This window comes from Thioalkalivibrio sp. ALE21, assembly GCF_003208255.1.
Lineage (GTDB): Bacteria > Pseudomonadota > Gammaproteobacteria > Ectothiorhodospirales > Ectothiorhodospiraceae > Thioalkalivibrio > Thioalkalivibrio halophilus.
The window spans coordinates 221,223-235,849 of the sequence record NZ_QKMA01000004.1 but is presented as its reverse complement, the minus strand read 5'-3'; the positions used below and the strand labels follow the sequence as shown (position 1 = coordinate 235,849).

The 14,627-nt window shown below is 68.1% G+C and carries 11 protein-coding genes and 1 pseudogene; 7 read left to right on the top strand and 5 right to left on the bottom strand.

Annotated features, from left to right (window positions below):
- Window positions 1-77 precede the first annotated feature (77 nt).
- Window positions 78-2,231: a type I secretion system permease/ATPase gene (locus D893_RS05870; RefSeq protein WP_110619348.1), complete on the top strand. Its 2,154-nt coding sequence runs from the start codon at window positions 78-80 to the stop codon at window positions 2,229-2,231.
- Window positions 2,232-2,242: 11 nt separating this feature from the next.
- On the top strand, window positions 2,243-3,667 hold the full coding sequence (locus tag D893_RS05865) for an HlyD family type I secretion periplasmic adaptor subunit (protein ID WP_110619347.1): 1,425 nt from the start codon (window positions 2,243-2,245) through the stop codon (window positions 3,665-3,667).
- 12 nt (window positions 3,668-3,679) lie between these two features.
- Here the strand turns inward: D893_RS05865 and D893_RS05860 are convergent, their stop codons facing one another.
- The 5 genes from D893_RS05860 to gshB are packed head-to-tail and all read right to left on the bottom strand — an operon-like array spanning window position 3,680 to window position 7,541.
- Window positions 3,680-4,633 carry an energy transducer TonB gene (locus tag D893_RS05860; RefSeq protein ID WP_110619346.1) on the bottom strand — a complete coding sequence of 318 codons (954 nt, stop codon included), beginning with the start codon at window positions 4,631-4,633 and terminating at the stop codon, window positions 3,680-3,682.
- Window positions 4,608-5,156: a Gx transporter family protein gene (locus D893_RS05855; RefSeq protein ID WP_110619345.1), complete on the bottom strand. Its 549-nt coding sequence runs from the start codon at window positions 5,154-5,156 to the stop codon at window positions 4,608-4,610. The genes D893_RS05860 and D893_RS05855 overlap by 26 nt, the downstream gene beginning before the upstream one ends.
- Window positions 5,157-5,158: 2 nt before the next feature.
- Window positions 5,159-5,539 carry a NusG domain II-containing protein gene (locus tag D893_RS05850; protein WP_110619344.1) on the bottom strand — a complete coding sequence of 127 codons (381 nt, stop codon included), beginning with the start codon at window positions 5,537-5,539 and terminating at the stop codon, window positions 5,159-5,161.
- The gene (locus D893_RS05845; RefSeq protein WP_110619343.1) at window positions 5,536-6,597 is read right to left on the bottom strand and encodes an FAD:protein FMN transferase; all 1,062 of its coding nucleotides are present in this window, start codon (window positions 6,595-6,597) and stop codon (window positions 5,536-5,538) included. The genes D893_RS05850 and D893_RS05845 overlap by 4 nt, the downstream gene beginning before the upstream one ends.
- Entirely contained in the window at window positions 6,594-7,541 is a 948-nt protein-coding gene (gshB, locus tag D893_RS05840; RefSeq protein ID WP_110619342.1) for a glutathione synthase, read from the bottom strand. The genes D893_RS05845 and gshB overlap by 4 nt, the downstream gene beginning before the upstream one ends.
- A 128-nt stretch (window positions 7,542-7,669) precedes the next feature.
- Between gshB and D893_RS05835 the strand changes: the two genes are divergently transcribed.
- From D893_RS05835 to D893_RS05815, 5 genes and pseudogenes are all read left to right on the top strand, one after another.
- Window positions 7,670-8,092: a response regulator gene (locus D893_RS05835; RefSeq protein ID WP_026289030.1), complete on the top strand. Its 423-nt coding sequence runs from the start codon at window positions 7,670-7,672 to the stop codon at window positions 8,090-8,092.
- Between the two features lie 48 nt (window positions 8,093-8,140).
- Window positions 8,141-8,506, top strand: a complete 366-nt coding sequence (locus D893_RS05830) for a response regulator (RefSeq protein WP_018947558.1) — start codon at window positions 8,141-8,143, stop codon at window positions 8,504-8,506.
- Entirely contained in the window at window positions 8,503-9,081 is a 579-nt protein-coding gene (locus D893_RS05825; RefSeq protein WP_018947557.1) for a chemotaxis protein CheW, read from the top strand. Before D893_RS05830 ends, D893_RS05825 begins: the two co-directional genes overlap by 4 nt.
- A gap of 54 nt (window positions 9,082-9,135) precedes the next feature.
- Window positions 9,136-11,109: pseudogene (locus tag D893_RS05820) on the top strand (methyl-accepting chemotaxis protein); the annotation flags it as partial.
- 60 nt (window positions 11,110-11,169) lie between these two features.
- Window positions 11,170-14,627: Hpt domain-containing protein (locus D893_RS05815; protein ID WP_210434083.1), on the top strand; the 3,458-nt coding region annotated here is incomplete at its 3' end.

Here is a 14,627-nt window from a genome sequence, read left to right as displayed (position 1 = left end):
CCGTCCGGGCCTGCCCGGGCGGCCCCTGTATTGCAGATCGCCGGACGGGATTCCGGTGATGCGTCGCACGGATAGTCATGGATTCACAAGGCAGGGAGGCGACGGGCTCCTCGGGGGAGAACGGGCCTGTCGATACGGGGCTTCTGGCCCTGGTCATGCTGGCCCAGTACCACGGGGTGCCGGCCAACCCGGAACAGCTGCGGCACGAATTCGCCGCCGATGGCGAGCCTTTCGACGCCGACCGCATCCTGCTCGGGGCGCGGCGGCTGGGGCTCAAGGCGAAGCGCGTCCGCACGAAACCTTCCCGTCTGGAGCAGACACCGCTTCCGGCGGTGGCCCTGGCGAAGGACGGCCGCTTCTTCGTGCTGGCCCGCGTCAGTGACCAGGGTGCGCTCATCCAGCACCCCGGCCAGGGACCGGCCCAGCGAATCTCACGGGAAGACCTGGCGGAGCTGTGGTCCGGAAAGCTGATCCTGTTCACGTCCCGCGCCTCGCTCACCGCGGAACTGGGGAAGTTCGATTTCACCTGGTTCGTGCCCGCGCTGGTCAAGCACCGGCGCCTGCTGGGCGAGGTGCTTCTGGCGTCGTTTTTCCTGCAGATCTTCGCCCTGGTCACGCCACTGTTTTTCCAGGTGGTGATGGACAAGGTCCTGGTGCATCGCAGCCTGACGACCCTGGACGTGCTGGCCATCGGCCTGCTCGCGGTGATGGTCTTCGAGGTGGTGCTGTCCGGGCTGCGAAGCTATGTGCTGGCACATACGGCCAGCCGGATCGACGTCGAACTGGGTGCGAGCCTGTTCCGCCACCTCATCAATCTGCCCATGGGGTATTTCCAGTCCCGGCGGGTGGGCGATTCGGTGGCGCGGGTTCGCGAACTGGAAAACATCCGCGAGTTCCTGACCGGCAATGCCCTGACCCTGGTGCTCGATCTGTTTTTCTCGGTGGTGTTCATCGCGGTGATGTTCTTCTACAGCGGCTGGCTGACGCTGATCGTCATCGCATCGCTGCCCCTGTACGTGATGATCTCACTGTTCATCACGCCGCCGCTGCGCGCGCGGCTGCACGAGAAGTTCAACCGCGGCGCCGAGAACCAGGCCTTCCTGGTCGAGAGCATCAACGGTATCGACACCCTCAAGTCGATGGCGGTGGAGCCGCAGACCACGAAGAAGTGGGACGAGCAGCTGGCCGGCTATGTCTCCGCCGGTCTGCGGACCACCCAGCTGTCGACCGTCGCCCGCGAGCTGATTTCGCTTGTGGGAAAGCTGGTGACGGTGGGCACGCTGTGGCTGGGGGCACGGCTGGTGATCGAGGGCGACCTGACCGTCGGCCAGCTGATTGCCTTCAACATGCTGGCCGCGCGTGTCGCCCAGCCGATCATGCGTCTGGCCAACATGTGGACCGATTTCCAGCAGGTCGGGATCTCCATGCAGCGGCTTGGCGACATCCTCAATGCACCCACGGAATCCTCGTCCGCCAACCGCAGCAGCCTGCCCCGTCTGGACGGGCGAATCGACTTTGACCAGGTGCATTTCCGCTACCGGCCCGACGGTCCCGAGGTGCTGCGCGGGGTCAGCCTGGAGATCCCGCCCGGTCAGGTGCTGGGCGTGGTCGGCCGCTCCGGATCGGGCAAGAGCACCCTGGCGAAGCTGATCGGCCGGATGTATGTGCCCGAGCGCGGGCGGGTGCTGGTGGATGGCACCGACCTGGCGGTGGCCGAGATCAGTTCGCTGCGCCGCCAGATCGGCGTGGTGCAGCAGGAGAACATGCTCTTCAACCGCAGTATCCGCGAGAACATCGCTCTGGCCAGCCCGGGGGCACCGCTGGAACGGGTGATGGCGGCCGCGCGCCAGGCCGGGGCCCACGACTTCATCCTGGAAACCCCCGAGGGCTACGACACCGTCGTCGGCGAGCACGGTGGCACGCTTTCCGGCGGTCAGCGCCAGCGCATCGCCATTGCCCGCGCCCTGATGAACGACCCGCGCATCCTGATCTTCGACGAGGCGACCAGCGCCCTCGACTACGAGTCGGAGCGCGTCATCCAGCAGAACATGGCGCAGATCGCCCGTGGTCGTACGGTCATCATCATTGCCCATCGGCTCAGCGCCGTACGCCGGGCCGACCGCATCATCGTCATGGACCACGGCCAGATCGTCGAATCCGGGACCCACGACAGCCTGGCCGAGCGTGGCGACGGCATTTATGCGGGCCTGTTGCGCCTGCAGCAGACCTGAGGGAGGGCGCCATGGGGATGCGGCGCAGCGCATGGCAGGACCTCAAGGGGCGCTATCGGCGGGCCTTCGCCATCGCCTGGGGGCGCCGGCGGGAGATGGACCCGCCGCGACGAGTGCCGCACGAGCAGGAGTTCCTCCCGGCGGCCCTTTCGCTCCAGGAGACGCCGGTGCACCCGCTGCCGCGCGTCATCATCGGTCTCATCCTGCTGCTGGCGGTGCTGACCGTGGTATGGGCCACCCTGGGGCGCATGGACATCGTTGCGGTGGCCGAAGGCAAGGTGGTGCCGGACGGGCGTACCCAGACGGTACAGGCCACGGAGACGGCCAGCGTCAGGGCCATCCGGGTACGGGACGGGCAGCGCGTCGAGGCCGGCGATGTCCTGATCGAGCTCGACTCGACCCTTTCGACCGCGGATGTGACGCGCCTGAGCCGGGAACTGCTGTCCGCCCGCCTGACCGCCGCGCGTTCGGAGGCGTTCCTGGCGGCCCTGGACGGCGATACCGAGCGGCCGGTGCTGCAGCCGGATTTCCCCGCGCCGGAGGATGCCCTGCTGGTGGAGCAGCGGGTGTTGCGCGGCCATGTGCATCACTACCGTGCCCGCATGCAGCAGCTGGATGCGGAGATCGCGCGCAGGCAGGAGGAGATCGCTGCGGCGGGCGCGATGGTGGCCGGGCTGGAACAGACCCTGCCGATCATCCGCGGGCGCAGCGATGATCTGTTGCAGCTCTCGGACGATGGCATGGCGGCCCGCCACGAGCAGCTGGAACTGGAGCAGCAGCGCATCGAGGCGGCGAACGCCCTGGACGCTGAGCGGGCGCGGCGCTCGGAGGCCGAGGCCGCGCTGCACGAGGCACGCGAGCAGCGCCGTACCCTGCGAGCAGAGAGCCGGCGAGAAGCCCTGGACATCCTCCATCAGGCGCGTTCCGAGGCGGAGTCCCTGGAGCAGGAGCTGATCAAGGCGCGGCGGCGTGACGAACTGATGCGCCTGCGTGCGCCGGTGACCGGCACGGTGGAACAGCTGGCGGTCCACACGGTGGGTGGCGTGGTGGAGCCGGCCCGGCCGTTGATGACCGTGGTGCCGGAGGATGCCGAGGTGATGGTGGAGGCGACCCTCCCCAACAAGGACATCGGCTTCGTGCGGCCGGGCCAGACGGCCGAGGTGAAGCTGCAGACCTTTCCGTACACCCGCTACGGCACGGTCGAGGGCGAGGTGCTCGAGGTCTCGCAGGATGCGGTCCAGGACGAACAACAGGGGCTGGTCTACGTGGTGCGGGTCCGCCTGGATCGGGACACGGTCCTCGTGCAGGACGAGCCCGTGCGCATTTCCCCCGGCATGATGGCCACCGTGGAGGTGAAAATCGGCAAGCGGCGCATCATCGAGTATTTCCTGACGCCGCTGCTGCGGGCGGCCCGCGAGAGTCTCAACGAGCGCTGAGGCGGCCGGGTCTCAGCGCACCTGCCGGACTTCGTCGCGGCGGAAGGCCCAGGTGCGGGTGATGACCAGTTCGTTGTATTCCTCGCGCATGGCCTCGGTGAACGGGGCGTAGGGGGCGCCCAGTTCCACGATGCGGATGGCGGCCTCGTCGAGCACGGGCTCGCCGGAGCTGCGGGCGACCTGGATATCGATCAGTTCACCTTCGGGGTTCAGGCGCACGGACAGGACCAGGCTGCCGGAAAGCCCCTGACGCCGGGCCTCGTCCGGGTAGTTGAGGTTGCCGACGCGTTCGACCTTGTCGATCCAGGCCTGGAGATAGGCCGCCTCCGGTGCGCTGCGCGCCGACAGGCTGTCGAGATAGCGGGTGCGCTGGCCGCGTGCGGCGAAGCTCCGGCGTTCCTCCGCCGGGGCCGCGCGGGCGCTCTCCAGTCCGCGGTTCATCAGGGTGGCGGCATCCGGGCGCGGCTCGGCCTCGGGGGTCTCGATCGGTTCCGGTTCGGCGACCTCGGGCGGGGCCGGTTCCGGCGATTCCTCGGCTTCGGGCATCTCCGGCTGCGGTTCGGGTTCGGGGGGCGACGGTTGCGCCACCAGCGGACCGGGTTCCGGCAGCGGGGCCTCCACGCCTTCGGGGCCGGGTTCGCCGGTGCCTTCGTCTGCGGCCTCGGGGGCGGTGGCTTCCTGGTCTTCGGGGTCTTCGGCGCTCGCCTCCTGGTCGATTTCGGCGATGCGCTCGACTTCCTCGGGGGGCGGCGCGGCGGCCTCGGGATCCGCAACCCGGGTAATGTCCAGCGGCTCGCGCGGGCTGGGGTCGGGCAGCTCCACGGTGAAGCCGATGCCCAGGATCACGAGCCCGTGGGCCAGCACGGCCAGGAAGACCATCGTGGCGAGATGGTTCGGACGCGCGGCGGCGTGTTCCGACGGGGGCGTCGGCACCGGGCGCTCAGGCTGGTCCTGGGGGGCGGGCATGGCGGATATGGCGCTGGATCCGGGGATCGGAAAGTACGTGGGCGGTCAGTATACCGGTGGTGGCGCCGGCGATCAGCGCGGTCAGCCACAGGGGTGGCAGAAGCAGTGGCAGGCCGGGGTGCGGGATGATCACCAGCCATGCGAGCAGGAACTGCCCGGTGACATGCGCCATGGCGGCCGCGATGGCCAGCCCCGTGGCGCCGACATGTCGCGGGGCGAATGGCGCCAGCAGGGCCAGCGCGGCGAGAGCGGCCAGGGCGCCGGTCAGTGAGAGCCAGAAGGCGGGGCTCAGGAGGGTGCCCAGCAGCAGGCTGCTGCCGACCACCCGCAGCAGGGTGACGGCGACCGCGGCGCGCCAGCCGAGGGTGAGCAGTGTGACGAGGGTCACGATATTGGCCAGCCCCGGCTTGATGCCCGGGACGGGACCGGGGATCGCGGCTTCCAGGATCTGGATTCCGATGGCGATGGCGGCGAGGGCAGCGATCTGGCGATCGCGGCGGGAGGCGGGGCGGTCGACGTCCACGGTCAGTAGTGGATGCTGTCCCAGGCGGGTTCGGCGCCCTCCACTCGGAGGGTCAGGCGGTTGGGCAGGCTGATGGCCATGTCGCCGTGGGTGGAGAGCCAGCCGGCCCCCTCGCAGATGTTCTGCGTGCCGGGGGATTCCGCACAGCGCGCGCGCCCGGTCTCGATCTCCACCCGGGTGGTCCCGGCGGGGCCTTGCAGGCGCAGTTCGCGCGGGCCTTCCAGGGGCTCCCGGCGCGCGGGCTCACCGGCCTGGGTGATGACCAGGCTGCGGGCCTCGGTCCCCGCGTCGGGGTTCCAGGCGAGGATGAAGGCGGTCACGACCAGTCCGGCCCCGGTTGCGGCGATGACCGCGTCCCCCCAGCGCAGGCCCGGAACCCTCACGGTGTGGAGCCGGCCTCCGGCTGTTCGCGGACCTCCGGCTCGGGGTGGGGCTCCCCGAGCTCGACGCGCGCGGCCATCGCCGGCGTGGCCTCGATGCGGCCGTCCGCCAGGACCACCAGGGCGTGGTCAATCCCGAGCCGGGCGGCGTATTCCGGCCAGTGTTCGGGACCGGCGATCATCAGGGTGGTGGCGGCCGCATCGGCCAGGCCGCCGTCACCATGCAGCACGGTCGCGGAGCGCACGCCCTCGGTCGGGCGGCCGGTTCGCGGGTCGATCACGTGGTGGATGCGTTCGCCATCGTGTTCGTAACCGCGCTCATAGTCCCCGGAGGTGAACAGGCCCTCGCCTCCGCCCAGTTCGATGCCGCCGAGGGTGCCCCCGTCCGGGTGGCGGATACCGATGCGCCAGTCGCGGCCGGCGGGCCGGCCCAGCGTCATCAGGTCGCCGCCGGCGTTGACGATGGCCGCCTCCACGCCCAGATCGGCCAGCAGGTCACGCGCGCGCTCCACGGCGGCGCCCTTGGCCAGTCCGCCGAAGTCCAGCTGCAGGTCCGGGTGGTGTCCGGTCAGGCGGACCCCGTTGCGTTCGATGTCTCCCATCGACGGCGGGTCCTCCAGCAGGTCGGCCAGCGTGTCGGCATCCGGGGGCGGGCCGGCGGGCTCGTCCCGGTGAAAGCCCCAGGCGGCGACCAGTTGTCCCATGGCGGGATTGAACAGCCCGTCGGTGGCCTCCTCCACCGCGCGGCCCTGCTCGATCAGCGGCAGCACCGACGGCGGGGCGCTGAATTCGCGTTGCAGCGGCAGCAGCTGGTTGGTGCGCCCGAGCGAACCTTCTTCCCAGGCGTGCCAGGAGGCATGCAGGATGTCGAGCTCCGCCTGCAGCTCGCGTTCGATCTCGGCGAGGTCATATTCCCCGGCCGGGGCGACCGCGACCTCGACCAGGGTGCCGAAGGCCCGGAACTGCAGGTGCTCGGTTTCCGGCGTGCGTTCGCAGGCCACCAGCAGCATCGCGGTCAGTGCTGCGAGGACGGGAAAAAACAAGGTGCGGCGCGGATTCATGCGGTTTCCCCCGTCACGAAATCGATGTAGCGGCCGGCGAGGTCCGCATCGCAGGCTGCATCCAGCTCGCGGACGCCGGTCGGGGAGGTGACGTTGATCTCGGTCAGGGATTCCCCGATGACGTCCAGTCCGGCGAAGTGGATGCCGCGCCGTCGCAGCTCCGGCCCGACGCGTTCGCAGATCTCGCGGTCGCGCGCGGTCAGTGGCACGGCTTCTCCCCGTCCCCCGGCCGCCAGGTTGGCGCGCGATTCACCGGGTGCCGGAATCCGTGCCAGGGCATGCTCGAAGGGTTCGCCGTGGATCATGATGATGCGCTTGTCGCCGGCCGTGAACTCCGGCAGAAAGCGCTGCGCGATGACCGTGCGCCGATCGAACCGGGTCATGGTCTCGAGGATCACCGAGGTGTTCGGATCGCCCTCGCGGACGCGAAAGATCGAACTCCCGCCCATGCCGTCCATCGGTTTGACCACGATATCGCCGTGTTGCTCGAGGAATGCGCGGATACGGGCGCGGTCGCGGGTGATCAGCGTCGGCGGGGTGCAGTCCGGGAACAGCGCCGTGAACGCCTTCTCGTTGATGTCGCGCAGCCCCTGCGGCCGGTTCGATACGCAAACCCCCGCATGTTCCGCGAGCTCGAGCGTGTAGGTGGAGTAGACGTATTCGGCGTCCGCCGGCGGGTCCTTGCGCATCAGAATGACATCGAAGCGATCCAGCGGGCCGGTGGTTTCCGTGCCCAGTTCGTGGAAGGCTTCGGAACGGTCCCGAACCTCGATTGGCCGGCTGCGGCCCATGGCGCGGCCGTTTTCGACCCACAGATCGTTCATTTCGAGATAGTCCACGGCGTGACCCCGGGCCCGTGCGGCGAGCATCATGGCGAAGGTCGTATCCTTGGCCGGCTTGATCCCCGTGACGGGGTCCATGATGATGGCGATCTTCTGGGGCACGATAACGGGCCTTTTCGTGATCCGTGTCAGACGATTATGCCACGCGGGGCAATATTACCGCTCGATGTTTGTGTATCCCGCGGGACTTCGTTAGATTCGGTCCTGCATATAGCCTTAGGGGGGATAAGGTGTCTGACGCGCCAGCGGAAGCCGACTCGGCCACCGAGTTTCAGGGAGTGAAGGTCATGGTGATCGACGACAGCAAGACGATCCGGCGCACCGCCGAATCCTTGCTGCAGAAGCACGGTGCCGCGGTGGAAACCGCCGTGGACGGCTTCGAGGCCCTCTCGAGGGTGGCCGATTCCCGCCCCGACATCATCTTCATCGACGTCATGATGCCCCGTCTGGACGGGTATCAGACCTGCGCCCTGATCAAGAACAACAAGCAGTTCAGGGAGACCCCCGTCATCATGCTGTCGAGCAAGGACAGCGTGTTCGACAAGGCCAAGGGGCGCGTCGTGGGGTCGGAAGATTATCTCACCAAGCCCTTCACCCGGGACGATCTCCTGGACGCGATGCGCAAGTACGCGCACCAGGGTGCCCCGGAATGAATTCATCGCGAGTAAATCGCGCGCACCAACCCAGGAAAGAATAACGCCATGGCCCGTATCCTGATCATTGACGACTCCCCGACCGAGATCCATGTCCTGCGCACGATGCTCGAGAAGAACGGGTATTCGGTATCCACGGCGGCCAGCGGGGAGGAAGGTGTCGAGACCGCGCGGGCCCAGGTGCCCGACCTGGTCCTGATGGACGTCGTGATGCCCGGTCTGAACGGCTTTCAGGCCACGCGAGAGCTCTCCAAGCAGGAAGAGACCGCCAATGTTCCCGTGGTGGTGGTCAGTACCAAGGATCAGGCGACCGACCGCGTCTGGGCCATGCGCCAGGGGGCGCGGGACTACATCACCAAGCCGGTCACCGAGGACACCCTGCTGCAGACGATCGAGAAATACCTCTCGGCATGAAGGTCGATATTTCCACTCCGTTTGCGCTGCTCGCGAGCCTGGATCGCGAGAGCCGGCGGGTGAACCGGGAGTATCAGCGCGATTCTTCATCCGGCTGGCGCGGCGTGCTTCTGGCCGTGGGCGAGTTTCGCTTCCTTGTGGACATGGAAGCGATTTCGGAAGTGACCGATCCCATGTCCCTGACCCATGTCCCGCTGGCCGACCCCATGGTGCTGGGGGTCGGCAATCTGCGCGGCCTGGTACTGCCGGTGTTCGACCTGGGGCGGCTGCTGCTGGGCGAACCCCTCGCCGGTGACAGCTCGCGCCAGCGCATCGTGGTGGCCCCGCAGGGGCAGGGCATGGCCGGGCTGCTGGTGAGTCGGGTAGAGGGCATGCGTAACTGTGCCCCGCATCAGCGGCGCCTGGAAGTGGACGTGCCCGAGGCGGCGCGTCCGTTTGTTACGGGGGGATTCGATCTGGGCCACCGGCTCCACCCCGTGCTGGATCTCAATCGGCTACTGAACGATACCGGGCGGTTCGCGGGGCTCGAGACGGCGGAACCGGCCGAAGGTCAACAGCAGGCGGTCGCCTCCTGACGGGGCGGCATCACTGTCACAGGGAGTCAACGCTTTATGGGATTGAGTCGTCGTATGCGCAACCTCCTGCTCGGGGGGCTGCTGGTAGTCTCTCTGATCGGGACGGGCGTCGCGTTCACCCTGCACGAATACGAGCAGAGCCAGTACCGCGACCGGATCGCGCTGGCGAACGACATGCGTCTGCTGTCCCAGCGGCTGGCCACCGGCTCGCTGGAGGCCGCGGCCGGTTCCGAGCGCGCCTTCGAACAGATCGGCGAACTCCGCGATGCGTTTGACCGCAACCTCGAGGAACTGCGCGACGGTGGCGAAGGCCTGGGGCCGCTGCCGGACGACCTGCAAGCCGACCTGGAACAGGTTCAGGGCGAGTGGAGCGGTTATCGCGACAACGTGAACACGATCCTCCATGGCCGTGATGCCATCGAGGAAGTCACCGAATTCTCCGAAGCCGTGAACGAGTTCTCCCCCGAGCTGGCCCGGCTGTCCGACAGCGTGGTGCGGCGCATGTCGGAGATTGGCGAGGACCCCGACCAGATCTACGTGGCCGCGCGCCAGACCATGCTGATCCAGCGGATCGGCAACAGTCTGAACGAGGTGCTGCAGGGCGGTGCCCGTGCCGCGACCGCGATCGAACGTTTTGAACGGGACGCCACCCTGTTCGGGCGGGTGCTGGACGGACTGATCGAAGGCTTCGCGCCGCTGGGCATCGAGGCCGTGGATGATGCCGAAACCCAGGCCATGCTCGACGAGATCGGAACCCTGTTTATCGCCTTCAGCGAGGCGGTCGAGGGCGTGCTCGAAACGTCTTCTCGGGTCTTCGAGGTGAACGCCGCGGCGGCGGACGTGGAAGCCGGCTCCGGTGACATGCTGGAGGCGACGGGCGATCTGGAGACCGCTCTGACGGAAAGGGCGGACCAGGCCGGCTTCATTGCCCTGGCCGGTTTCGCCTTCGGTCTCCTGTCACTGGTGTTCCTGCTTGCGCTGGGCCTGTTCCTGTATCGCGACACCCGTCGCGAACTGGCGGAAACCGAGGCGCAGAACGAGCGTAACCAGCAGGCCATCCTGCGTCTGCTCGATGAAATGATGAACCTCGCCGACGGGGACCTCACGGTCAACGCGACGGTGACCGAGGACTTCACCGGCGCGATCGCGGACTCGATGAACTTCGCGATCGAGAACCTGCGTACGCTGGTCGCCACCATCAATAGTGTGGCGGACGATATCAATGACTCGGCCGCGAACAGCCGCGCCCAGGTACTGGGGCTGGCCGAAAAGGCCGAGCAGCAGACCCAGGAGATCCAGCAGGCGAACGACGCGATCGACGAGATGGCGCAGTCGGTCGACAAGGTGGCCTCGGACGCGGGGCAGTCCGCGGGGGTGGCACGAAATTCCGTGGATATTGCCTCGCGCGGGGCGGCCACCGTGCGCCGTTCCATCGAGGGCATGGATTCGATCCGCGAACAGATCCAGGAGACGGCGAAACGGATCAAGCGCCTCGGCGAATCCTCGCAGGAAATCGGCGACATCATCGGCCTGATCAACGATATCGCCGAACAGACCAACGTGCTGGCCCTGAACGCAGCGATCCAGGCCTCTGCGGCCGGCGAGGCCGGACGCGGATTTGCCGTGGTGGCGGATGAGGTCCAGCGTCTGGCAGAACGTTCCAGTAGTGCGACGCGCCAGATCGAAGGGCTGGTCAAGGCGATCCAGGCCGATACCAGCGAGGCCGTCAGCTCGATGGAACAGAGTACGGCCAACGTGGTGTCCGGGGCCGAGATGGCCCAGGCGGCGGGTGAGGCCCTGTCCGAGATCGAGCAGGTTTCCAACGATCTCGCCGGCCTGATCGACGGCATTTCCTCCTCGGCCCATCAGCAGGCGGAAATGGCGAAGAACGTCACGTCCATCATGGCGCAGATCCGTGAGATCACCACTGAAACCACCGAAAGCACGCACACCACGGCGGCCTCCATCGACGACCTGGCCCAGCTGTCGCAGCAACTGCAGTCCTCGGTTGCGGACTTCAAACTGCCGGCTTCGGATCAGGACGGCGCAGGTCGTTCCGGAACGCAGGGTTAACGGCCGGGCCACGCAATGGTTGCCAGTGCACTGAACTGGGTACGGGACGAGCTGGACGCGCTGTTCGGCGAAGTCCAGGAAGCCCTGCGCCAATACTCCGACGACCCGACCAGCGTGGAATCGCTGGACCGGGCCCACGAGCGTGTCCGGCAGATTCGCGGGACGCTCGTGATGGTGCAGGTCGAAAGCGTCGTGAAGGTGTGCGACGAGATGCTCGCAGTGCTGGAGCATCTGCGCAGCGGCGAGTCCGCATCGGCCGCGACCACCGAGGCATTGTTGCGCGCCGCTCTGCAGCTCCCCGACTACCTCGAACACGGCGATGCCGCCGACCTGCCGTCTCCGATGGTGCTGCTCCCGCTGCTCAACGAACTCCGCAGCGTTCGTGGAGCGAGCATGCTGATGGACGTCGCCGAACTGATGCCCGACTTCGACGACGTCGATGATTCGCGCATGGGTGAGCCGGAAGAAGGGCTGTCGCCGGCCGAACGCCTGCGGACCCTGCAGCAGGCCCGGCGCAGTTTTCAGCGGGATCTGCTGGGACTGGTGAAGGGCGTGGATGCGGCGTCGGCCGCGGAGCGGTTGCACGAGGTCTCGCGCGAGGTCGTGCGGGCGGTCCCGGCCGGTGATTTCCGGCGTCTGTTCTGGGTGGCCGGTGCCCTGCTGGAGGGGCTGGCGCGCGGCGGGGTTGAGCTCAACAACGACATCCGGCGTCTGGTGGGGCGGGTCGATCGTGAACTGGGCCGCTACCTCAATGCGCTGTCCAATCAGCTGCGTGAGGGTGGCCAGGCCGACGACCTCGATTACGAAGCCCCCGTCGACACCATCAAGACCCTCCTGTTCCACGTGGCACGGGCCGAGGCGGACACTGAACAGACGCGCGCGGTCCGCGAGGTCTTCCAGCTTGATGACCTGAATGCCCGGGACGAGGACGCATCCAGTGGTCTGGGGCGCGAAGTCTTCGACAAGCTGCGTGCGGCCCTGGAGGATGATCTCGGAGAGGTCCGCGAACGCCTGGACGTGCTGATTCGTTCCGCGACCCGCGAGGCGGGCGATCTCGAACCATTGCGCGAACAGGTTCGGCGGATCGGTGCCACCATGCGCATGCTGGGGCTGGAACAGGGCGAGCATCACACCCGGGCCCTGGACGAATGTCTGGAACCCACGCGTCTGGCCCACCACGACGAACGTCTGGAGATGGAGCTGGCCCAGCATCTGCTCGCGCTGGAGTCCATCGTCGAATCCGGCCTGGAAGGCGAACGCGAGACCGCCAGCGGCGAGGCGGCCTACGACCGGAAGCTGGCGGAGGCGCTGTACCGCGAATCGCTGGTGGAGGTGCGCCGGGTTCGGGAAAACCTCATGGGTTTTCTGTCGGGCGACGCCCGTGCCAGCAGCCTCGACGAGGCGCGTGATGCCCTGCATCGCACACGCGGCGCGCTTTCCATGGGGGGGTTCCGCAGCCTGCATTCGCTTATTGATCCGCTGCTGCGTTTCCTCGATGACCGCGAGGGGATGACCGCGGCGGATCTGGCACCGGATGCCGTGGATGCACTGGCGGAGGTGCTCAGTTCGATCGAGGTCGCGCTGGAATCCTCCGGCCAGCCCTGGCGCGAACTCGACAGTGTCCATGAACGCGGTCGCAGTGCCCTGCAACGCCTGAGGGCATCCGACGACACCGCCCCGGTTCGGGAATCCCCCATGGCGGAACCCGCCGAGCCCGAACGGCCGGAGTCGGCTGACGGGGAGCCGGCCCCGATACCGGAACTCGATGTTCCAGAGGCGTCGGACAGCGCGCCGGAACTGGCCGCAGGAGATGCCGTACCGGATCCCGAACTCCCGGAAGAGGCCATTGTGCCGGCGCCGCGGTCGGAACCGGATGCCGAAGCCGCATTATTCAGTTCCGAGCTGGCTGAAGAGGGGGCGAGCGAGGAACCTGCCGGCGAGCCCGAGCCCGAGCCCGAGCCCGAGCCCGAGCCCGAGCCCGAGCCCGAGCCCGAGCCCGAACCCGAGCCCGAACCCGAGCCCGAACCCGAGCCCGAACCCGAGCCCGAACCCGAGCCCGAACCCGAGCCCGAGCCCGAACCCGAGCCAGCTCTCGAGATGCCCGCCGCGCGGGAGGAGGCGCCGGTCGGTCTCTCGCTCGCGGAACGCCCCGGTGGCCTGACGTTCGACGAGGCCGTCCTCCAGGAGCAGGTACTCGGGCCGGAGGCGGACGGGGAGATCCTCGACATCTTCCTGGAAGAGGCCGAGGAAGAAATCCAGAGCCTGGACGAGCAGTACCCGATCTGGCGTTCGGCACCGGGCGACATGGATACGCTTTCCATCGTGCGTCGTTCCTTCCACACGCTGAAGGGCTCCGGCCGCCTCGCGGGAGCGTTGCGGCTTGGCGAGTTCGCCTGGGTGGTGGAATCCTTCCTCAACCGGCTGCTCGAAGGCACCGATCAGGCGGATGGAGACACGCTCTCCGCCGTGGGCGATGCGGTGTCGGTGCTCCCCGGACTGGTGGCGGAGGTGCGTGACCAGAAGGGACCGGAAACGCCGGTCCTCGATATTGTACTGCGCCTGGACGCCCTGGCTGCCGGCGAGCCCGCCGCGACCGCTACGGACGCAGAGCCGGCCCCGGCGGCCCCTCCGGCAGGCGCCGAGGACGATCTTGCGGCCCTGGCGCGCAGCATGGAGGCCCTGGATGCTCCCGACGAGCCCGAGCCCGAGCCCGAGCCCGAGCCCGAGCCCGAGCCCGAGCCCGAGCCCGAGCCCGAGCCCGAGCCCGAGCCCGAGCCCGAAGCCGAAGCCGAAGCCGAGTTCGAGCACGACTCGGTGATCGAGCTCGAATCTCCGCTCCCGGAGGGCGAATCTGCGCCGGAGCCGGGTCTTGCCGAGGAGTGGCCGGAAGCGGACCGGGAAGAAGGTCATGTACTCGACGTCCTGCCGGCCGAGGACGAAGCCCCGGTGGAGGAGCCGGTGATCGATCCGCAGCTGTGGGAGGTCTTCTCGGCCGAGGCCCGCAGCCATCTGGACACGGTTCGGTCGTGGCTCGAGGAAGCCGAAGCCGGCCCGCCGCGTCCGCCGAGTTATGGGCTGGAGCGGGCCCTGCATACCCTGCACGGCAGCGCGCGAACCGCGGGCGTCTCGACCGCGCATTCGGTCTGTCGTCCGTTCGAAAACCTGGTACATCTTCACCGCGAGATGGAGGAGCCGCTGGGCCCGCAGGCCATCGAGTTGCTGCGTCGAGTGGCCGACCACCTCGGTGCGGTGGTCGAATCGCCGGTGCCACCTCCGGTGGCCCGGCTCGAGACGCCGCCGGAATGGGTGAACGAGGTCGAGGGCCTGTTCGCCGAAGCCCAGGACCGCTGGAATCGGCCGTCCGGGGGGCTGGAAGCCGAGGCGCTCGCCGAGGTTACGGGCGACCTCAAACCGGAGACCGAGCTCGAACCGGAGCCGGAGCCGGAGCCAGAGCCGGAGCCAGAGCCGGAGCC

Bases quoted from the DNA above. Each gene is read 5' to 3' on its own strand.
- D893_RS05845 (WP_110619343.1), bottom strand. From the start codon at position 6,597: ATGAATCCGCGCCGCACCTTGTTTTTTCCCGTCCTCGCAGCACTGACC.
- D893_RS05870 (WP_110619348.1), top strand. From the start codon at position 78: ATGGATTCACAAGGCAGGGAGGCGACGGGCTCCTCGGGGGAGAACGGG.
- D893_RS05865 (WP_110619347.1), top strand. From the start codon at position 2,243: ATGGGGATGCGGCGCAGCGCATGGCAGGACCTCAAGGGGCGCTATCGG.
- D893_RS05825 (WP_018947557.1), top strand. From the start codon at position 8,503: ATGAAGGTCGATATTTCCACTCCGTTTGCGCTGCTCGCGAGCCTGGAT.
- D893_RS05860 (WP_110619346.1), bottom strand. From the start codon at position 4,633: ATGCCCGCCCCCCAGGACCAGCCTGAGCGCCCGGTGCCGACGCCCCCG.
- D893_RS05830 (WP_018947558.1), top strand. From the start codon at position 8,141: ATGGCCCGTATCCTGATCATTGACGACTCCCCGACCGAGATCCATGTC.